The 15206-nt window shown below is 71.6% G+C and carries 17 protein-coding genes and 1 pseudogene; 7 read left to right on the forward strand and 11 right to left on the reverse strand.

The features are described 5' to 3' along the window. Positions 1-14: 14 nt before the first annotated feature. Positions 15-929 (reverse strand): dihydrodipicolinate synthase family protein, encoded by a 915-nt coding sequence (locus ACF07V_RS25280; protein ID WP_392157386.1) that lies wholly within the window; start codon positions 927-929, stop codon positions 15-17. A 147-nt stretch (positions 930-1076) separates the two neighbouring features. Here ACF07V_RS25280 and ACF07V_RS25285 point away from each other — a divergent pair, with 147 nt between their 5' ends. Beyond that, positions 1077-2438 carry an SLC13 family permease gene (locus ACF07V_RS25285; RefSeq protein WP_392157387.1) on the forward strand — a complete coding sequence of 454 codons (1362 nt, stop codon included), beginning with the start codon at positions 1077-1079 and terminating at the stop codon, positions 2436-2438. A 108-nt stretch (positions 2439-2546) separates the two neighbouring features. Then, positions 2547-3002, forward strand: coding sequence for a tellurite resistance TerB family protein (locus tag ACF07V_RS25290; protein ID WP_392157388.1), 456 nt, complete (start codon positions 2547-2549; stop codon positions 3000-3002). A gap of 40 nt (positions 3003-3042) precedes the next feature. Here the strand turns inward: ACF07V_RS25290 and ACF07V_RS25295 are convergent, their stop codons facing one another. From ACF07V_RS25295 to ACF07V_RS25315, 5 genes and pseudogenes are all read right to left on the reverse strand, one after another. Beyond that, a complete protein-coding gene (locus ACF07V_RS25295; RefSeq protein WP_392157389.1) occupies positions 3043-3765 on the reverse strand; it encodes a hypothetical protein in 723 nt (240 codons plus the stop codon). 3 nt (positions 3766-3768) lie between these two features. Further along, positions 3769-4398: an RNA polymerase sigma factor gene (locus tag ACF07V_RS25300; RefSeq protein WP_392157391.1), complete on the reverse strand. Its 630-nt coding sequence runs from the start codon at positions 4396-4398 to the stop codon at positions 3769-3771. A 65-nt stretch (positions 4399-4463) separates the two neighbouring features. Beyond that, positions 4464-4940, reverse strand: a complete 477-nt coding sequence (locus tag ACF07V_RS25305) for a hypothetical protein (RefSeq protein ID WP_392157392.1) — start codon at positions 4938-4940, stop codon at positions 4464-4466. Positions 4941-5061: 121 nt separating this feature from the next. Continuing rightward, positions 5062-5725 (reverse strand): annotated as a pseudogene (locus tag ACF07V_RS25310) (4'-phosphopantetheinyl transferase). After that, positions 5722-6834 (reverse strand): glycosyltransferase family 2 protein, encoded by a 1113-nt coding sequence (locus ACF07V_RS25315; RefSeq protein WP_392157394.1) that lies wholly within the window; start codon positions 6832-6834, stop codon positions 5722-5724. Before ACF07V_RS25315 ends, ACF07V_RS25310 begins: the two are co-directional and overlap by 4 nt. Positions 6835-6967: 133 nt before the next feature. Here ACF07V_RS25315 and ACF07V_RS25320 point away from each other — a divergent pair, with 133 nt between their 5' ends. From ACF07V_RS25320 to ACF07V_RS25330, 3 genes are read left to right on the forward strand one after another with little or no spacing between them, the layout of a single operon-like run. Next, positions 6968-7186 carry an MbtH family protein gene (locus ACF07V_RS25320; RefSeq protein WP_392157395.1) on the forward strand — a complete coding sequence of 73 codons (219 nt, stop codon included), beginning with the start codon at positions 6968-6970 and terminating at the stop codon, positions 7184-7186. Then, the gene (locus tag ACF07V_RS25325) at positions 7161-7382 is read left to right on the forward strand and encodes a restriction endonuclease fold toxin-2 domain-containing protein (protein WP_392157396.1); all 222 of its coding nucleotides are present in this window, start codon (positions 7161-7163) and stop codon (positions 7380-7382) included. Before ACF07V_RS25320 ends, ACF07V_RS25325 begins: the two co-directional genes overlap by 26 nt. A gap of 24 nt (positions 7383-7406) precedes the next feature. Beyond that, positions 7407-7859, forward strand: coding sequence for a hypothetical protein (locus ACF07V_RS25330; protein WP_392157398.1), 453 nt, complete (start codon positions 7407-7409; stop codon positions 7857-7859). Positions 7860-8032: 173 nt separating this feature from the next. Here ACF07V_RS25330 and ACF07V_RS25335 read toward each other — a convergent pair whose 3' ends face one another. Next, a complete protein-coding gene (locus ACF07V_RS25335; protein WP_392157400.1) occupies positions 8033-9361 on the reverse strand; it encodes a class I SAM-dependent RNA methyltransferase in 1329 nt (442 codons plus the stop codon). Between the two features lie 102 nt (positions 9362-9463). Next, on the reverse strand, positions 9464-11515 hold the full coding sequence (locus ACF07V_RS25340; protein WP_392157401.1) for an APC family permease: 2052 nt from the start codon (positions 11513-11515) through the stop codon (positions 9464-9466). 234 nt (positions 11516-11749) lie between these two features. Here ACF07V_RS25340 and ACF07V_RS25345 point away from each other — a divergent pair, with 234 nt between their 5' ends. Both ACF07V_RS25345 and ACF07V_RS25350 read left to right on the forward strand, forming a co-directional pair. Beyond that, positions 11750-12418, forward strand: coding sequence for a TrkA family potassium uptake protein (locus ACF07V_RS25345; protein WP_041131658.1), 669 nt, complete (start codon positions 11750-11752; stop codon positions 12416-12418). After that, positions 12418-13098: a potassium channel family protein gene (locus ACF07V_RS25350; RefSeq protein WP_392157403.1), complete on the forward strand. Its 681-nt coding sequence runs from the start codon at positions 12418-12420 to the stop codon at positions 13096-13098. Before ACF07V_RS25345 ends, ACF07V_RS25350 begins: the two co-directional genes overlap by 1 nt. Positions 13099-13200: 102 nt before the next feature. Here ACF07V_RS25350 and ACF07V_RS25355 read toward each other — a convergent pair whose 3' ends face one another. The 3 genes from ACF07V_RS25355 to ACF07V_RS25365 form a co-directional block, all read right to left on the reverse strand. Then, positions 13201-13950, reverse strand: coding sequence for a DUF3159 domain-containing protein (locus ACF07V_RS25355; RefSeq protein WP_392157405.1), 750 nt, complete (start codon positions 13948-13950; stop codon positions 13201-13203). A gap of 3 nt (positions 13951-13953) precedes the next feature. Next, a complete protein-coding gene (locus tag ACF07V_RS25360) occupies positions 13954-14352 on the reverse strand; it encodes an OB-fold nucleic acid binding domain-containing protein (protein WP_015036728.1) in 399 nt (132 codons plus the stop codon). 69 nt (positions 14353-14421) lie between these two features. Next, positions 14422-15108 (reverse strand): response regulator, encoded by a 687-nt coding sequence (locus tag ACF07V_RS25365; protein ID WP_392157407.1) that lies wholly within the window; start codon positions 15106-15108, stop codon positions 14422-14424. Positions 15109-15206: the final 98 nt, after the last annotated feature.

The raw sequence follows: 15206 nt of genomic DNA on the forward strand, positions 1-15206 counted from the left end.
GTGAGTGACGGGCTCTACGCGTGGCCCTCGGCGAGGACCTTCTCGGTGGCGGCGCGCACGACGGCCTCCTGCTCGGGCGTCAGCGGGAGGCGGGGCTGCCGGGTGGCGCCCCCGGTGTGGCCGGCGAGGTCCATGGAGAGCTTGATCGCCTGGACGAACTCGATCCTGGAGTCCCAGCGGAAGAGCGGGTGCAGCGAGCGGTAGAGCGGCAGCGCGACGGCGAGGTCGCCGGCGACGGCGGCCCGGTAGAGGGTGGCGCAGGCGCGCGGGAGGGCGTTGGGGAAGCCGGCGATCCAGCCGACCGCGCCGGCGAGGGCGAGTTCGAGGAGGACGTCGTCGGCGCCGACGAGCAGGTCGAGGCCGGGGGCGAGTTCGGCGAGCTCGTAGGCGCGGCGGACGTCGCCGCTGAACTCCTTGACGGCGACGATGCTGCCGTCGGCGTACAGCCGGGCGAGGAGGGCGGGGGTGAGGTCGACCTTGGTGTCGTAGGGGTTGTTGTACGCGACGACCGGCAGACCGGCCTCGGCGACCTCGGCGTAGTGGGCGCGTACGGACCGCTCGTCGGCCCGGTAGGCGTTGGGCGGCAGGAGCAGGACCGAGCCCGCGCCGGCCTCGGCGGCCTGCTCGGCCCAGCGGCGGGCCTCGGCGCTGCCGTAGGCGGAGACGCCCGGCATGACCCGCGCGCCGTCTCCGGCCGCTTCGACGGCGGTACGGACGACCTGGGCGCGCTCGGCGTCGGTGAGGGTCTGGTACTCGCCGAGGGAGCCGTTCGGGACGACCCCGTCGCAGCCGTCGGCGACGAGCAGGGCCACGTGCCGCGCGTAGGCGTCGTGGTCGACGGAGCCGTCCGCGCGGAAGGGGAGGGCGGTGGCGACCATGATCCCGTGCCAGGGGTGGGCGCGGTGCACGGGGACTTGCGCGTGGACCATGAAGGACTCCCTTGTGTGGTGTGTGACATTTTATTGATGCGGGCGGGGTCCACAAGGGTGCGGCGGGGACTCAGTTCTGACGAGTGATCAGCGGGGGTGAGGAACCCCCCTCACGATCCGCCCCGGCCGACCCGGATGATCGAACGCATGCTCGCCCTCGCTCCATCCGTCACCACGCTCGCCCTGACCCCGTCCGTCTCCGCGGCCACCCTCGCCCCATCCGTCACCACTCTCGCCCTGGCCCCGTCCATCTCCGCGGCCACCCTCGCCCCGTACGTCTCCGTCCTCGCCCTGGCCGTGGTGCTCGCCGGTGCCGTCGCCCGCCCGTTCCGCCTGCCCGAGGCGGCCTTCGCGATCCCCGCCGCCGGCGCCGTCCTGGCCGTGGGCGCGGTCACGCCCGAGGCCGTACGGGAGGAGGCCGAGCGCCTCGGCCCGGTGATCGGCTTCCTCGCGGCGGTCCTCGTCCTCGCCAAGCTCTGCGACGACGAGGGGCTCTTCCACGCCTGTGGCGCCTGGATGGCCCGCTGGGCCCGCCGCCGCCCCCGGCGGCTGCTCGGCGCCGTCTTCGGCCTCGCCTCGCTGATCACCGCCGTCCTGAGCCTGGACGCGACGGTCGTCCTGCTGACCCCCGTCGTCTTCGCGACCGCGGCCCGGATGGGGGCGCGGCCGGGACCTCACGCCTACGCGACCGCCCACCTGTCCAACACGGCCTCGCTGCTCCTGCCCGTCTCGAACCTCACCAACCTGCTCGCCTTCACCGCCACCGGGCTCGGCTTCACCCGGTTCGCGCTCCTGATGCTGCTCCCCTGGCTCGCCGCCATCGCGGTCGAGTACGGGGTCTTCCACCGCTTCTTCGGCCGCGACCTCGCCGCCCCGGCCACCTCCGCCGAGCCTCCGGAACCCGTCGCCCCGCCCCTGTTCGCCCTGTGCACGGTGGCCGCGACGCTCGCCGGTTTCGGCCTCGCCTCGGCGACCGGCCTCGACCCGGCCTGGGCGGCCGCGGCGGGCGCCGCGGTCCTGGCCGTACGCGCCCTGGCCCGGCGGCGCACCACCCCGGGCGTGCTCGTCCGCTCGGCGGCGCTGCCCTTCCTGGCGTTCGTCCTGGCGCTGGGGGTCGTCGTCCGCGCCGTCGTCGACCAGGGCCTGGGCTCCGCGCTCGCCCACGTCCTCCCGGACGGCACCTCGCTCCCGGCCCTGCTCGGCGCCGCCGCGCTCGCCGCGGTCCTGGCCAACCTGATCAACAACCTGCCCGCGACCCTGGCCCTGGTGCCACTGGCGGCCGCCTCCGGCCCGGGCGCGGTCCTCGCGGTGCTGCTCGGCGTGAACATCGGCCCCAACCTCACGTACGCCGGCTCGCTCGCCACGCTCCTCTGGCGCCGCATCGCCCAGGACCACGACCAGCCGGTCGCCCTCGGCGAGTTCACCCGGCTCGGACTGCTCACGACCCCGGCCGCCCTGATCGCCTCGACGGTGGCGCTGTGGGCCTCGCTCCGGCTCCTGGGCGGGTGAGCGGCACGCGCCTCTCCCGCACCCGGGAACTCCGGACCCCACCGCCACGTTCTACAGGCACGTAGAAGTAACCGACCGAAGCGACGATCGACGACGTCTGGAGTGCACATGGCCCTGTGGGACCGCATCAAGGAATCCGCATCGACGATGCAGACCCAGCTGGTGGCGAGGAAGAACGACCTCAAGAGCGGCGCGTTCCGCGACGCGAGCATGGCCATGTGCGCGCTCGTCGCCGCCGCGGACGGCACCGTCGACCCCGCCGAGCGCCGCCGGGTCGCCCAGCTCATCGCGGGCAACGAGGTGCTGCAGAACTTCGACGCGATCGATCTCCAGCGGCGCTTCGACGCCAACCTGGACAAACTGACCGCCGATTTCGACTTCGGCAAGGTGAGCGTGCTCCAGGAGATCGCCAAGGCGAAGAAGAAGCCGGCCGAGGCCCGGGCCGTCGTGCAGATCGGCATCGTGATCGGCGGCGCCGACGGCGACTTCGACAAGACCGAGCAGGCGGTGGTCCGCGAGGCGTGCTTCACCCTCGACCTGCCGCCGCACGAGTTCGACCTCTAGCCGGTACGGGTCGCACCGGTCCGGCGGCCCCGGGAAGCCGTCAGGGCTTTTCGGTGCGCGGCCGTTCGGGCCTTCTGCCGGAATTGGCGGCGGGTGTGCCCCGGCCGCCGCCCTCGTTCGGACGGGAAGCGGCGGACGGGGCCGGGGCGGGGAGTGAGTGGTTCCGGCAGTACTCGGGAACGAGCTCCTCGCCCCCGGCGGCGGCCACGAGCCGCTGCCAGGCAGCGGACTTCGACGCCTTGCCGCTGTCCCAGCCCCCCTTTTCCAGGGCACGGCAGAGGCCGTCCTGCCCCCGGCCCGGGAGCTCCGGGGGGTCCTTCTCCGGACGCAGCGGGGCAGGGGTCCCCGGAGGCGCGGACCGCGTGGCGGCATCCTTCCCACCGGCGTCCGCGGGCGCGGAAGCCGGGTGGGGCAGGGAGCGGGTGGGCTGGGGTTCGGAGCTCGGGGCGGGGGTGCCGAGGAGGTTCCCGGGGAGGCCGCCGGCGGCGACGGCGACACCGCCGAGGGTCACGCTGGCGGCCAGCGTGACGACGAGGGCCTTGAGGGGGCGCCGGGAGGCCCGCCGCGTACCGACGACGGGGGTCCAGTCGTCCGCCTCACGGACAGCCGGTGCCGCATGGAGCCCGGAGTCACGGGCGGCCCGGAAGGCGGCACGGGCACCCGACTCGCCCGCGGTGACGACGTCAGCACCCGCTCCGGGCTCGGCGCTCAGAGCAGCCCGCAACAGCTCCCCGGCCTGGCTGTCCCACAGCTCGTCAGGCATCCGTCACCTCCCTTTCCCCTTGAGTTGTTTCGCAAGTCGCCTCAATCCCCTATGTGCGGCGGACCGTACCGCACCGGGACGCTTGCCCAGTACTCGGGCGGCCGAAGGACCGTCGAGGCCGACGACGACCCGGAGGAGCACGGCCTCGGCCTGGTCCTGCGGGAGACCCGCGATGAGGGCGAGCGCGTGCTCCGTCGACAGCGCGTCCAGCGCCTCGCCGGCGGCGTCTCCGGCGGCCGGGAGCTCGAAGAGGTCCTGCTCGAAGCGGGCGGGGCGGGGCCGTGCCCGTACCCGGCGCAGGTGGTCGAGGGCCCGGTGGCGGGCGATGGTCGCGGTCCAGCCGCGGAAGCCGGCGCCGTCACCGCGGAAGCGTCCGAGGTCCCGGGCGATCTCCAGCCACGCCTCGGAGGCGACGTCCTCGGCGTCCTCGCCGACGATCCCCCGCAGGTAGCCGAGCAGCCCGGGATGAACCATCCGATAGGCCTCGGCGAAGGCCTCCTCGTCCCCCCGCTGGGCCCGCTCGACGACCGAGCCGAGCCGAGCGTCACGACCGGCACCGGAGGGAGTCTCGCGCTCCTGCCCCCGTGCCGTGGCGGGCGCATGCCCCGTTCCCTCGCCCACCGACCTCTTCACACCCCGTACACCTACGAACTCCGGCCCCCATGGAACAACCGGAGGACGTACATCCTTTCAGACCATCAACAGGCCTTTCCCGACACCGTGTCCGGGATACGGGTCAGCCCGCGGCGCGCCCGGGCGGACCGCCGCCCGTGCAGGGTGAGGAAGTAGGTGTGCAGGGACTCCTTGGGCCCGATCTCGAAGCGGTTCACGGTCCGGCCGAGCGGATTCCACACCCGCCCGTCCGGCATCCGCACCGCGACGGGGTGCCCGAAGACCGACCGCAACAGATGCTCGGCGGGCAGATCCACCCAGACGCCCCCGGCCTCCCGCACCAGCACCTCCCCCACATAGGCCCCGAGCCCGAGCAGGGTCCCGGCGACGCCCTCCCGCCCGGCACCGCCGCGCCGCAGCCCGTCGATGAGCCGGTCGACCACCCGCAGACTCCCCACGGAGTAGTCCAGGGGCAGCCGCACCCGCAGCCCCACCCGCTCGACGAACTCCGCCGCACACCCCTCCATACCGTCCGCGCACAACGCCAGGCTCTCGCAGTCCACCGATGACCACCCTTCCCCATAGGAGTGGCGGAATCCGCCAGCAGACCCAGCGGATCCACCTGGGGAAACATCACGGAGCACCCACGTGATGCTCGTCACAGCGACGTGCGCCGCCTGCCCGTCAAGCGGCGGGGACGGCTACGGCGGTGAGCAGGAGGTCCCGGCGGACCGTCCAGCGGCCGGTGAAGGCCGTGAGAGCGGCCCCGGCGACGACGGGGCCGGGCACCTGGAGCCGGGCGTCGAAGGTACCGGCGTCCGGGTCGATGGTGATCAGCGCCTCCTGGAAGTCCAGCCACCGGCCGGTGAGCGGGAACCAGGCCTTGTGGACGCTCTCCTTGGCGCTGAAGGGCAGCCGGTCCCAGCACACCTCGGGGCGGTCGGACGGCCAGGACGGCCAGCCCGGCGCGCTCCTCGCCGAGCGTGACGAGTCCCAGTGTCGCGGTGTCGGACAGCGGAGCGTGCGGTTCGGCGTCGATGCCGAGCGAGGCCACCGTGTCGACGCGAGCGACCGCCGCCGCCCGGAAGCCGGTGCAGTGGGTCATGCTGCCGGTGATCCCGGCCGGCCGGCGGGGCGCGCCCCGGTCCCCCCGCAGGATGGGAAAGGGCGGCACGCCCAGGGCGGCGAGCGCCGCGCGGGTGCAGCCGCGGACGGTCGTGAACTCCCTGCGGCGCCGCTCGGCGGCGGCGGCCACCGGGGACCGCTCCTCGTCGAACAGGACGGAGTCGGGCAGGTCGCCGAAGGTCTCCCGGACCGCGACGCCCGGTGGAAGCAGTTCCTCGATCATGGAGTCTCCGGCGCGGGACGGTCCCTGTCACGGCGCTGTCGGGTCACGGTGGCGATGAGCCGCCGGACGACGGCGTGGCGGCCGGCGTCGTGGGTGGTCAGGAAGGCCCGGAGGCGTTCGGCGTGGCGGTCGCTGCTGCACTGGAGCGGCTGGACGACGGCGAAGTGGCCGTCCTCCTCGACGTAGGTGAGTTCGCGCAGCATGGGAGTGGCGGGGTCGGTGACGAACTCCTGCATCTGGGTCAGGGCGTCCTCGACGCTCATGCCGGCCGGGACGACGAGGTCACCCGCGGCGGCCTTCGCGTGGGGGAAGCGGAGCATCTCGGTGACGAAGGAGGAGCGCAGTTCCTCCTGGATCTTCGGGTCCCGGATCTCCTCCGTGAGGCGCTCGCACGCCCTCTGGTCGGGGAGGGTGCCGAGGGTGAGGCGATGGCGGACGGTCATGGTGCGGCGGCGCGAGGTGTCGCTGAGGTACATCACGACGGTGCGGTCGTTCACCGTACGGAAGCGCTCGCCGGCGTCGGCGAGCCGCAGCCACAGGTCCCAGTCCTCCATGCCGGTGTGCTCGGTGGTCCAGCCGCCGACGTCCTCCGCGAGGCCGCGCGGATGACCCACGCGGGAGGGCTCGCAGAAGGCCCAGAGGAGCTGGAGTTCGGGGTGCCAGACGCCGTTCAGGGGGTGCGAGCGGTACACCTCCTCGCCCTGCTCGTTCCGGCCGATGCTGGCGGTCACGACCATGCGGGTGCCCGCGTCGAACTCGCGCTGGAGAACGGACAGGTGCTCGGGCAGCCACTGGTCGTCGCTGTCGAGGTAGGCGACGGCCGGGGCGGTCGCGGCAGCCAGGCCGATGTTGCAGGGGCCGCCGGGGTGGCCGTGCCTCTCGCTGCGGATGAGCCGGACGCGTTCGTTTTCGTACGAGCGCACCACGTCGTCCGTGTCGTCCGTGCTGCCGTCGGAGACGACGAGCAGGCGCCAGTCGGTGAACGTCTGGGCAAGCACGCTGTCGATGGTGGGTCGAGTGGCCTCGGACCTGTTCCAGGCCGGGCAGATCACGTCAATCGCCGCCGTGGTCAAGGGTTTCCTCACAGACTCCAGGGACGGGCGTCGCACCGTCCCCGGCAGCCTCGTGGGCGGGCCTACACGCGGGCTATACGGGTGGGGGCGGGGTGTCGCAGGAATCCTGTAGAGAGACGGCCGAAGCTCGTCCCGACCGCAGTTCCGCGCGCATATGTGAGGTGGGATCGTGCCCAATCCGTTCGAGAACGACGAGGCGTCGTACTTCGTGCTCGTCAACGACGAGGGCCGGCACTCGCTGTGGCCGGCGTTCGCCGAGATCCCGGAGGGCTGGAAGTCCGTGCACGGCGAGGACACGCGCGCCGCCTGCCTCGCGTACGTCGAGGAGAACTGGACGGACATGCGTCCGCTCAGCCTGGTGCGTGCCATGGCGGGCGACGCGGCCTGAGCCGTACGGCCGGAGAGCCGAAAAGGGTCTGATCGGCAGGGACGAGAGCGAGCTGGAGAAGTACCGGCAGGCGATGAACGAGCACCAGCAGATCCGGGGTCTGGAGATCGTCACCAGCGACAAGGAAGCCGCGGCGTACTGGCAGACGCTCATGGCCCTCCAGCAGCTTCCCGGAACCGCCCGGTACGTGAAGTGACCCACCCCAGGAAGGACGCACCCCATGACGCACGATGACGACGGCCGGACCACGTTCTTGTTCTACGCCCCGGAGCGGGAACCGCACGCCTGGGGCCTCGACCTGGCCGGCCTCGGCGAAGCCCTGCGGGAATCGTTCCCCGAGGTTCGCTATAAGGTCCGCCAGGACCGCACGCACCAGGGCGAGCCGTACCTCTCCTTCCGGGCTGGCACCGACGACGGCACCGGGTACGACGGCACCGCCACCGTCCACGGGCGGGACTGCGTGATGCTGTCCGACACCACGGCCACCGAGGCGGCCCCCTTCCTGCTTTGGCTGCGCGACACCTACCTGCCCGCCCCCGACCTCGTCCGCTTCAGCAGCGAGCCGGCCGTGGAACGGGGTATTGAGACGGACTGGCGCCTTCCCGCCAACGGCGACAGGGCACGAGTGGCCGACGAGCTCCGCCACCACCTCTCGGTCGTGGAAGGGGCCTGACTCACCCCACCGCAGGGCAGGACGGTGCACGGTGTTCGTCGCGCCCGGCCGACCCCCGGACCTGACACCCCATCAGAGCGAGCGTCAAATGGGCGTCACGAGCGTCATCTCAGTGTCAAGACATCGCCCGTAACGCCCACACGGCACATACCGCACACACGCGAAACCGCGGGTCAGGCGTCCTTCTTCGCCGGTTCCAGGATCGCCACGCACTCCACGTGGTGCGTCATCGGGAACAGGTCGAAGGCCCGCAGCGTCCGGACCCGGTAGCCGCGTTCCGCGAAGTAGGCGAGGTCTCGGGCCAGGGCCGCCGGGTCGCAGGCGACGTAGGCGATGCGGCGGGCGCCCAGGCCGGCCAGGTGGTGGACCGTCTGCTTGCCGGCTCCCGCGCGGGGCGGGTCCAGGACGATGAGGTCGACCTCGGTGATGCCGGTGCGCGGCAGGACCGATTCGACCTTGCCCTGTTCGATGCGGACGCGCGGGAAGCCGGCCAGGTTGTGGCGGGCGTCCTCGACCGCGCGCTTGCCGGACTCGATGCCGAGGACCGCGCCCTGGTCGCCGACGCGGTCGGCGAGGGCGCCCGCGAAGAGGCCGACGCCGCAGTAGAGGTCGAGGGCCGTCTCGCCCTTGCGGGGGGTGAGGCCCTGCATGACGGCGAGCATGAGGGTCTGCGCGGCCTTCGGGTGGACCTGCCAGAAGCCGCCGCTGCCGACGCGGTAGGTGCGGTCGTCGGCGCGCTCGCGGACGAAGGCGCGGCCGTGGACGCGGTGGACCCCGCCGTCCTTCTCGTCCACCCGCATGACCGAGACCGGCTTGTCCAGCTCCACCAGGGGGAGGCGGGCGCCCGGGCGGGGGGTGAGGATGACCTGGCGGTCGTTCGAACCCGAGGCGGCGATGGCCTCGATGGCGGCCATGCCCTGCCAGTCGCGCTTCTCGATGCCCAGCTCCGAGACGCCCTCGGCGGCGATCATGCAGTGGTCGATGACCTCGACCTCGTGGGAGCGGTGCTTGCGCAGGCCCGCGTGCCCCTCGGCGTCGACGGCGTACTGGACGCGGGTGCGCCACTGCGGGACCTCGCCCGCGGGGAGCTTGTCGCCCTCGGCCGGCATGACGGTGCCGTCCCAGCCGGCTTCCTCCGGGGTGAGCCCGGCCAGGCGCTGGAGCTGTTCCGCGATGACCTCGCCCTTGAGGCGGCGCTGGGCGCCGGGCTTGGCGTGCTGCCAGTCGCAGCCGCCGCACTTGCCGGGGCCCGCGAAGGGGCAGGGGGCCTCCACGCGGTCCTTGGAGGCGTCCAGGATCTCGATCGCGTCCGCGCGCAGGAAGCGGGAGGTCTCCTCGCCCTCGGTGACCCGGACCCGGACCCGCTCGCCGGGCAGCGCGTGGCGGACGAAGAGGACCCGCCCGGCCTCCGTGCGGGCGATGCAGTGCCCGCCGTGGGCCACCGGGCCGACCTCTACCTCGTACTCCGCCCCGACCAGCGACGTAACAGGGGTGTTCTGCATGACCGGGGACTCCAGAGAGAGAAGAAGGTGGGCTGCCTGCGGACCTCGGTCCGGACGGCAGCCCACCAGTCTAGTTGTTCTTTTTCAGTTGTTCTTCGCGGCTCAGTTGTTCTTCGCGGCCGGTTCCTTCTGGCGCTTCTCCACCGGGCCGCGACGGACCGAGCCCGGAGCGTTCCACTCCTGGCGCTTCCTGGCCCGCTTCTTCGCGGCCTCGGAGGACTGGAGCTGGTACGGGACGGAGGTCACCATGACACCCGGCGTGAAGAGGAGCCGGCCCTTGAGGCGCAGGGCGCTCTGGTTGTGCAGCAGGTGCTCGTACCAGTGGCCGACGACGTACTCGGGGATGTAGACGGAGACGGCGTCCCGCGGGCTCTCGCGGCGGATGCTCTTGACGTAGTCGATGACCGGCCGGGTGATCTCGCGGTACGGCGAGTCGAGGATCTTGAGCGGGACGTTGATGCCGCGCCGCTCCCACTCCTCCTTGAGCGCCTTGGTCTCGGCGGGGTCGACGTTGACGGTCAGCGCCTCCAGCTCGCTGGCGTGCAGCAGCTTGGCGTAGGCCAGGGCGCGCAGCGTCGGCTTGTGGAGCTTGGAGACGAGGACGACCGAGCGGACGCGGGAGGGGCGCACGTACTCGTCGGGGCGCTCCTCGGCGGCGGCGATCTCGTCGGACACGGAGTCGTAGTGCCTGCGGATCGCGGTCATCGTCCCGTAGAAGATCACCATGCCGAGCAGGGCGACCCAGGCGCCGTGCGTGAACTTGGTGGCCAGGACGACGACGAGGACGAGGCCGGTGAAGAAGGCGCCGAAGGCGTTGATCGCGCGGGAGCGGATCATGTGGCGGCGCTTGGCCGGGTCCTGCTCCGTCCTCAGGTGACGGTTCCAGTGCCGGACCATGCCGATCTGGCTCAGGGTGAAGGAGACGAAGACGCCGACGATGTAGAGCTGGATCAGCCGGGTGGAGTCGGCTCCGTAGATCCAGACGAGCAGGATGGCGGCGCCGGCGAGGAGCACGATGCCGTTGGAGAAGGCGAGGCGGTCGCCGCGGGTGTGCAGCTGGCGCGGCAGGTACCGGTCCTGGGCGAGGATCGAGCCGAGGAGCGGGAAGCCGTTGTACGCGGTGTTGGCGGCCAGGAAGAGGACGAGCGCGGTGGCGGCGGCGAGGACGACGAAGAAGAACGTTCCGTCGCCGAAGACGGCGGCCGCGACCTGGGAGATGACCGGGTCCTGGACGTAGCCGGCGCCGAGCGGCTGACCGTTGTGCAGCAGGTCCTCGCCGGGGTTCTCGGCCATCCGGACGTCGGTGGCCATGGCCAGGAAGATGATGCCGCAGAACATGGTGACGGCCAGGCCGCCCATGAGGGCGAGCGTGGTGGCGGCGTTCTTCGACTTCGGCTTGCGGAAGGCGGGGACGCCGTTGGAGATGGCCTCGACGCCGGTGAGCGCGGCACAGCCGGAGGAGAAGGCGCGCAGCAGCAGGAAGACCAGCGCGAAGCCGGCCAGGCCCTGGTGCTCGGCCTTGATCTCGAAGTCGGCGGTGGGGGCCTTCATGGTCTCGTCGAGGACGATCCCCTTGTACGCACCCCAGATGATCATGATGAAGACGCCGGCGACGAAGACGTACGTCGGGATGGCGAAGAGGCTGCCCGACTCCTTCACGCCGCGCAGGTTCATCAGGGTGAGCAGCACGATGACGGCGACGGCCGAGGCGACCTTGTGCTCGACGATGAACGGGACGGCCGAACCGAGGTTCTCGATGCCCGAGGAGATCGACACCGCGACGGTCAGGACGTAGTCGACGAGCAGGGCGCTCGCGACGGTGAGTCCGGCCTTCGGCCCGAGGTTGGTGGTGGCGACCTCGTAGTCGCCGCCGCCGCTCGGGTACGCGTGCACGTTCTGCCGGTACGAGGCGACCACCGTGAACATCAGGACGACGACCGCGAGCGCGATCCACGGGCTGAAGTGGTAGGCCGAGAGTCCGGCGACGGAGAGGACGAGCAGCACCTCGCCGGGCGCGTACGCCACCGAGGACAGCGGGTCGGAGGCGAAGACGGGGAGGGCGATCCGCTTCGGGAGAAGGGTCTCTCCCAGCTTGTCGCTGCGCAGGGCCCGCCCGATCAGGATCCGTTTGGGCACGTCGGTCAGTTTGGACACGCAGAGGATCGTAAGCGTTCGAAAAGAGCCACGCGCACCGGCACCCCCGATCCGCACCGAATCTCCCTGAGTACCACCTCCGGTGCGGTCCCCGCCAGCGTTGCCGCTTAAGCTCGGACCGGGCGACCCGTCAGGGTGTCGTCCGCCACGGCCCGGGCCGATCGGGCGAGGAAAGTTGTGAGCAGGGTGTATTCGCAGGTCAGCAGGGCGATCAGGAGTGCGGGGTAAGGGGACGTGCACATCGTCATCATGGGCTGCGGGCGAGTGGGAGCCGCTCTCGCGCAGACCCTCGAACAGCAGGGGCACACCGTCGCGGTCGTGGACCAGGACCCGACGGCTTTCCGCCGTCTGGGCTCGGGCTTCGGCGGGCGCCGGGTCACGGGCGTGGGTTTCGACCAGGACACGCTGCGTGAGGCCGGGATCGAGGAGGCCGGTGCCTTCGCCGCGGTGAGCAGCGGCGACAACTCCAACATCATCGCGGCGCGGGTCGCGCGCGAGATGTTCGGCATCGAGAACGTGGCGGCGCGGATCTACGACCCGCGTCGCGCCGAGGTCTACCAGCGCCTCGGGATCCCGACGGTCGCCACGGTCCGCTGGACCGCCGACCAGATGCTCCGCCGGCTGCTGCCCTCGGGCGCGGAGCCGCTGTGGCGCGACCCGAGCGGTGGCGTGCAGCTCGCCGAGGTGCACACCTCCCCGGCGTGGATCGGCCACAAGGTGAGCCGCCTCCAGGAGGAGACCGGCGTCCGCGTCGCCTTCCTCACCCGGCTGGGCGAAGCGATTCTGCCGACCTCGCAGACGGTGCTCCAGGAAGGTGACCTGGTGCACGTGATGATGCGTACGGACGAGATCGCGAAGGTCGAGGCGGCCTTCGCCGAGGGTCCCGAGGAGGGCGGTCACTGATGCGTGTCGCTATTGCGGGCGCGGGTGCGGTGGGCCGGTCCATCGCGGGCGAGCTCCTGGAGAACGGGCACGAGGTCCTGCTGGTCGACAAGGCGCCGACCGCCATCTCGGTGGAGCGGGTGCCGCAGGCGGAGTGGCTGCTCGCCGACGCCTGCGAGATCACCTCGCTGGACGAGGCGGCGCTGCAGCGCTGCAACGTCGTGATCGCGGCGACCGGTGACGACAAGGTCAACCTGGTCGTCTCGCTGCTCGCCAAGACCGAGTACGGCGTGCCGCGCGTGGTCGCCCGGGTGAACAACCCGAAGAACGAGTGGCTCTTCAACGAGGCCTGGGGCGTGGACGTGGCCGTCTCGACGCCGCGTCTGATGTCGGCCCTGGTCGAGGAGGCGGTGAGCGTCGGCGACCTGGTCCGGCTGCTGCGCTTCAGCCACGGCGACGCGAACCTGGTCGAGCTGACGCTCCCGCCGGAGTCGGCGGTCGCCGGCACCGCCGTCGGGGACGTGGCCTGGCCGCAGGACACCTCGCTGGTGACGATCATCCGCGGTTCGCGGGTGCTGACGCCGAGCGCCGAGGAGACCCTGGAGGCCGGCGACGAGCTGCTGTTCGTGGCCGCGCAGGCCCGTGAGGAGCAGCTGGAGGACCTCCTCCAGGTCCGCCGGGAGACCGGCACGGAGTCCTGACCTCCGGAGTGTGTACGCGAAGGGCCCGGACCTGACGAACAGGTCCGGGCCCTTTCGCGTACCGCTCCCCAGGCCTCGGGGTGGCTCTTCGCGTACCGCTTCTCAGGCCTCGGGGTGGCTCTGCGCGGCGGCGGCCGCCTTGCGCTCCTTCTCGGCGCGCTCCTCGGCCTCCATCTCGGCGAAGACGTCGATCGGCGCCGGGGCCTTCGCGAGGAACACCCAGGTGAGGTAGACCGCGAGCAGGAAGGGCGGGATCTTCAGGGCGACGAGGACCCAGCCGAACTTGGTGGTGTCGGCCCACCAGTACATCGGGAAGAGGACCGCGCACTTGCCGAGCAGGATCAGACCCCAGGCGTAGCTGGCCTTGGTGTACGCCTTCTTGCGGCCCGGGTTCCGGGTGCGCCAGGAGAGGTTCTCCTTGAAGACCGGGCCGAGGATCAGGCCGATCAGGGGCACTCCGGCGAGCGCGGTGATGAGGTACGCCAGGGCGAGGCCCAGGGTGTACAGCATGCCCGGCAGGTAGAAGTCCTTGGCGTTGCCCGTCATCATCGCGAAGACCACGCCGAAGGCGACGCCGAAGACGCCGCTGAAGGCGTGCTTGACGGTGTCGCGGCGGATCAACCGGACGGCGACCAGGACGAGCGAGACCGCGAGCGCGGCGATCGCCGACACGTGCAGGTTCTTGTTGATCGTGAAGATCGTGACGAACAGCAGGCCGGGCACGACCGTCTCGATCATGCCCCGCAGACCGCCGAAGGCCTCGAAGAGCGCGGCCTCGGTCACGGCCTTGTCCGCCTGGGCGTCCTGGTCCGGGGTCGAGCGGTCCGCGGTCGGCTTGTCGAGGGACGTCACCGGCTACTCCTGTCCGAGCGGTCGGAGCTCGTATTTGGGGTTGAAGAGGACCCGCCGGCCGTGGCTCATGGAGATGCGGCCGGAGGCGATCAGCTTGCGGCCGGGCTCGATGCCCACGATGGAACGCCGGCCGAGCCACACGACGTCGAGCGGTGCCGTGCCGTCGAAGAGTTCGGCCTCCAGCGCGGGCACACCGGCCCGGGGACGCAGCGTGACCGTGCGCAAGGTACCAGTCACCTTGACTATCTGGCGGTCGGAGCAGTCGCTGATACGCGTGCACCCCGAGGCCTCGGCGTCCTCCTGGAGCTCCTCCGACTCCAGGTCCTCCGGGGAGGAGGAGAGCCGGTCGAGCATCCGGCGGAACCGTCCGGCCGGCTTCTCTGTACGCGGTGCAGCACTCATACAGAAAGCGTACCGGCCACCGCTGTCACCGGAGGCGGCCCAGGACCACCCTTCCGTACGGCTCCCGTTTCAGCGTTCGAAGCGGTACCCCATGCCCGGTTCGGTGACGAAGTGGCGGGGGTGCGAGGGGTCTGCCTCCAGCTTGCGGCGGAGCTGCGCCATGTAGACCCGGAGGTAGTTGGTCTCCGTGCCGTACGAGGGTCCCCAGACCTCCTGGAGGAGCTGCTTCTGGCTGACGAGCCGGCCGCTGTTGCGGACGAGGACCTCCAGGAGGTGCCACTCGGTGGGGGTGAGCCGGACGTCCCGCCCGTCGCGGTGGACCTTCTTCGCGGCCAGGTCGACGGTGAAGCCCGCGGTCTCGACCACGACGGCGCCGTCCTCGGCGCCGCCGACCGGCTCGGCGCGGCGCACGGCGGCGCGCAGCCGGGCGAGCAGCTCGTCCATGCCGAAGGGCTTGGTGACGTAGTCGTCGGCGCCCGCGTCGAGCGCCTCGACCTTCTCGTCGGAGGTCTGCCGGGCGGAGAGGACCAGGATCGGCACTCTCGTCCAGCCGCGCAGGCCCTTGATGACCTCGACGCCGTCCATGTCGGGCAGTCCGAGGTCGAGGACGACGACGTCGGGGTGGCGCTCGGCGGCGAGCCGGAGGGCGGTGGCGCCGTCGGGCGCGGCGTCGACCTCGTACTTCCGCGCCTTGAGGTTGATCACCAGGGCGCGGACGATCTGCGGCTCGTCGTCGACCACGAGGACCCGGGTCATGGAGGGGGCCTACCTTCTGCGTTGTGTCGGGGGGTACGGATTGACGTACGGATCGGGTACGGAAGCGGGTACGTGTAGGGGTACGGAAGCGAGTGCGG

This window comes from Streptomyces sp. NPDC015661 (assembly GCF_043077765.1).
GTDB lineage: Bacteria > Actinomycetota > Actinomycetes > Streptomycetales > Streptomycetaceae > Streptomyces.

Coding starts and splice junctions, on each gene's coding strand:
- ACF07V_RS25280 (WP_392157386.1), bottom strand. CDS start 929: ATGGTCCACGCGCAAGTCCCCGTGCACCGCGCCCACCCCTGGCACGGG.
- ACF07V_RS25285 (WP_392157387.1), top strand. CDS start 1,077: ATGCTCGCCCTCGCTCCATCCGTCACCACGCTCGCCCTGACCCCGTCC.
- ACF07V_RS25290 (WP_392157388.1), top strand. CDS start 2,547: ATGGCCCTGTGGGACCGCATCAAGGAATCCGCATCGACGATGCAGACC.
- ACF07V_RS25295 (WP_392157389.1), bottom strand. CDS start 3,765: ATGCCTGACGAGCTGTGGGACAGCCAGGCCGGGGAGCTGTTGCGGGCT.
- ACF07V_RS25330 (WP_392157398.1), top strand. CDS start 7,407: ATGACGCACGATGACGACGGCCGGACCACGTTCTTGTTCTACGCCCCG.
- ACF07V_RS25335 (WP_392157400.1), bottom strand. CDS start 9,361: ATGCAGAACACCCCTGTTACGTCGCTGGTCGGGGCGGAGTACGAGGTA.
- ACF07V_RS25350 (WP_392157403.1), top strand. CDS start 12,418: ATGCGTGTCGCTATTGCGGGCGCGGGTGCGGTGGGCCGGTCCATCGCG.
- ACF07V_RS25360 (WP_015036728.1), bottom strand. CDS start 14,352: ATGAGTGCTGCACCGCGTACAGAGAAGCCGGCCGGACGGTTCCGCCGG.
- ACF07V_RS25365 (WP_392157407.1), bottom strand. CDS start 15,108: ATGACCCGGGTCCTCGTGGTCGACGACGAGCCGCAGATCGTCCGCGCC.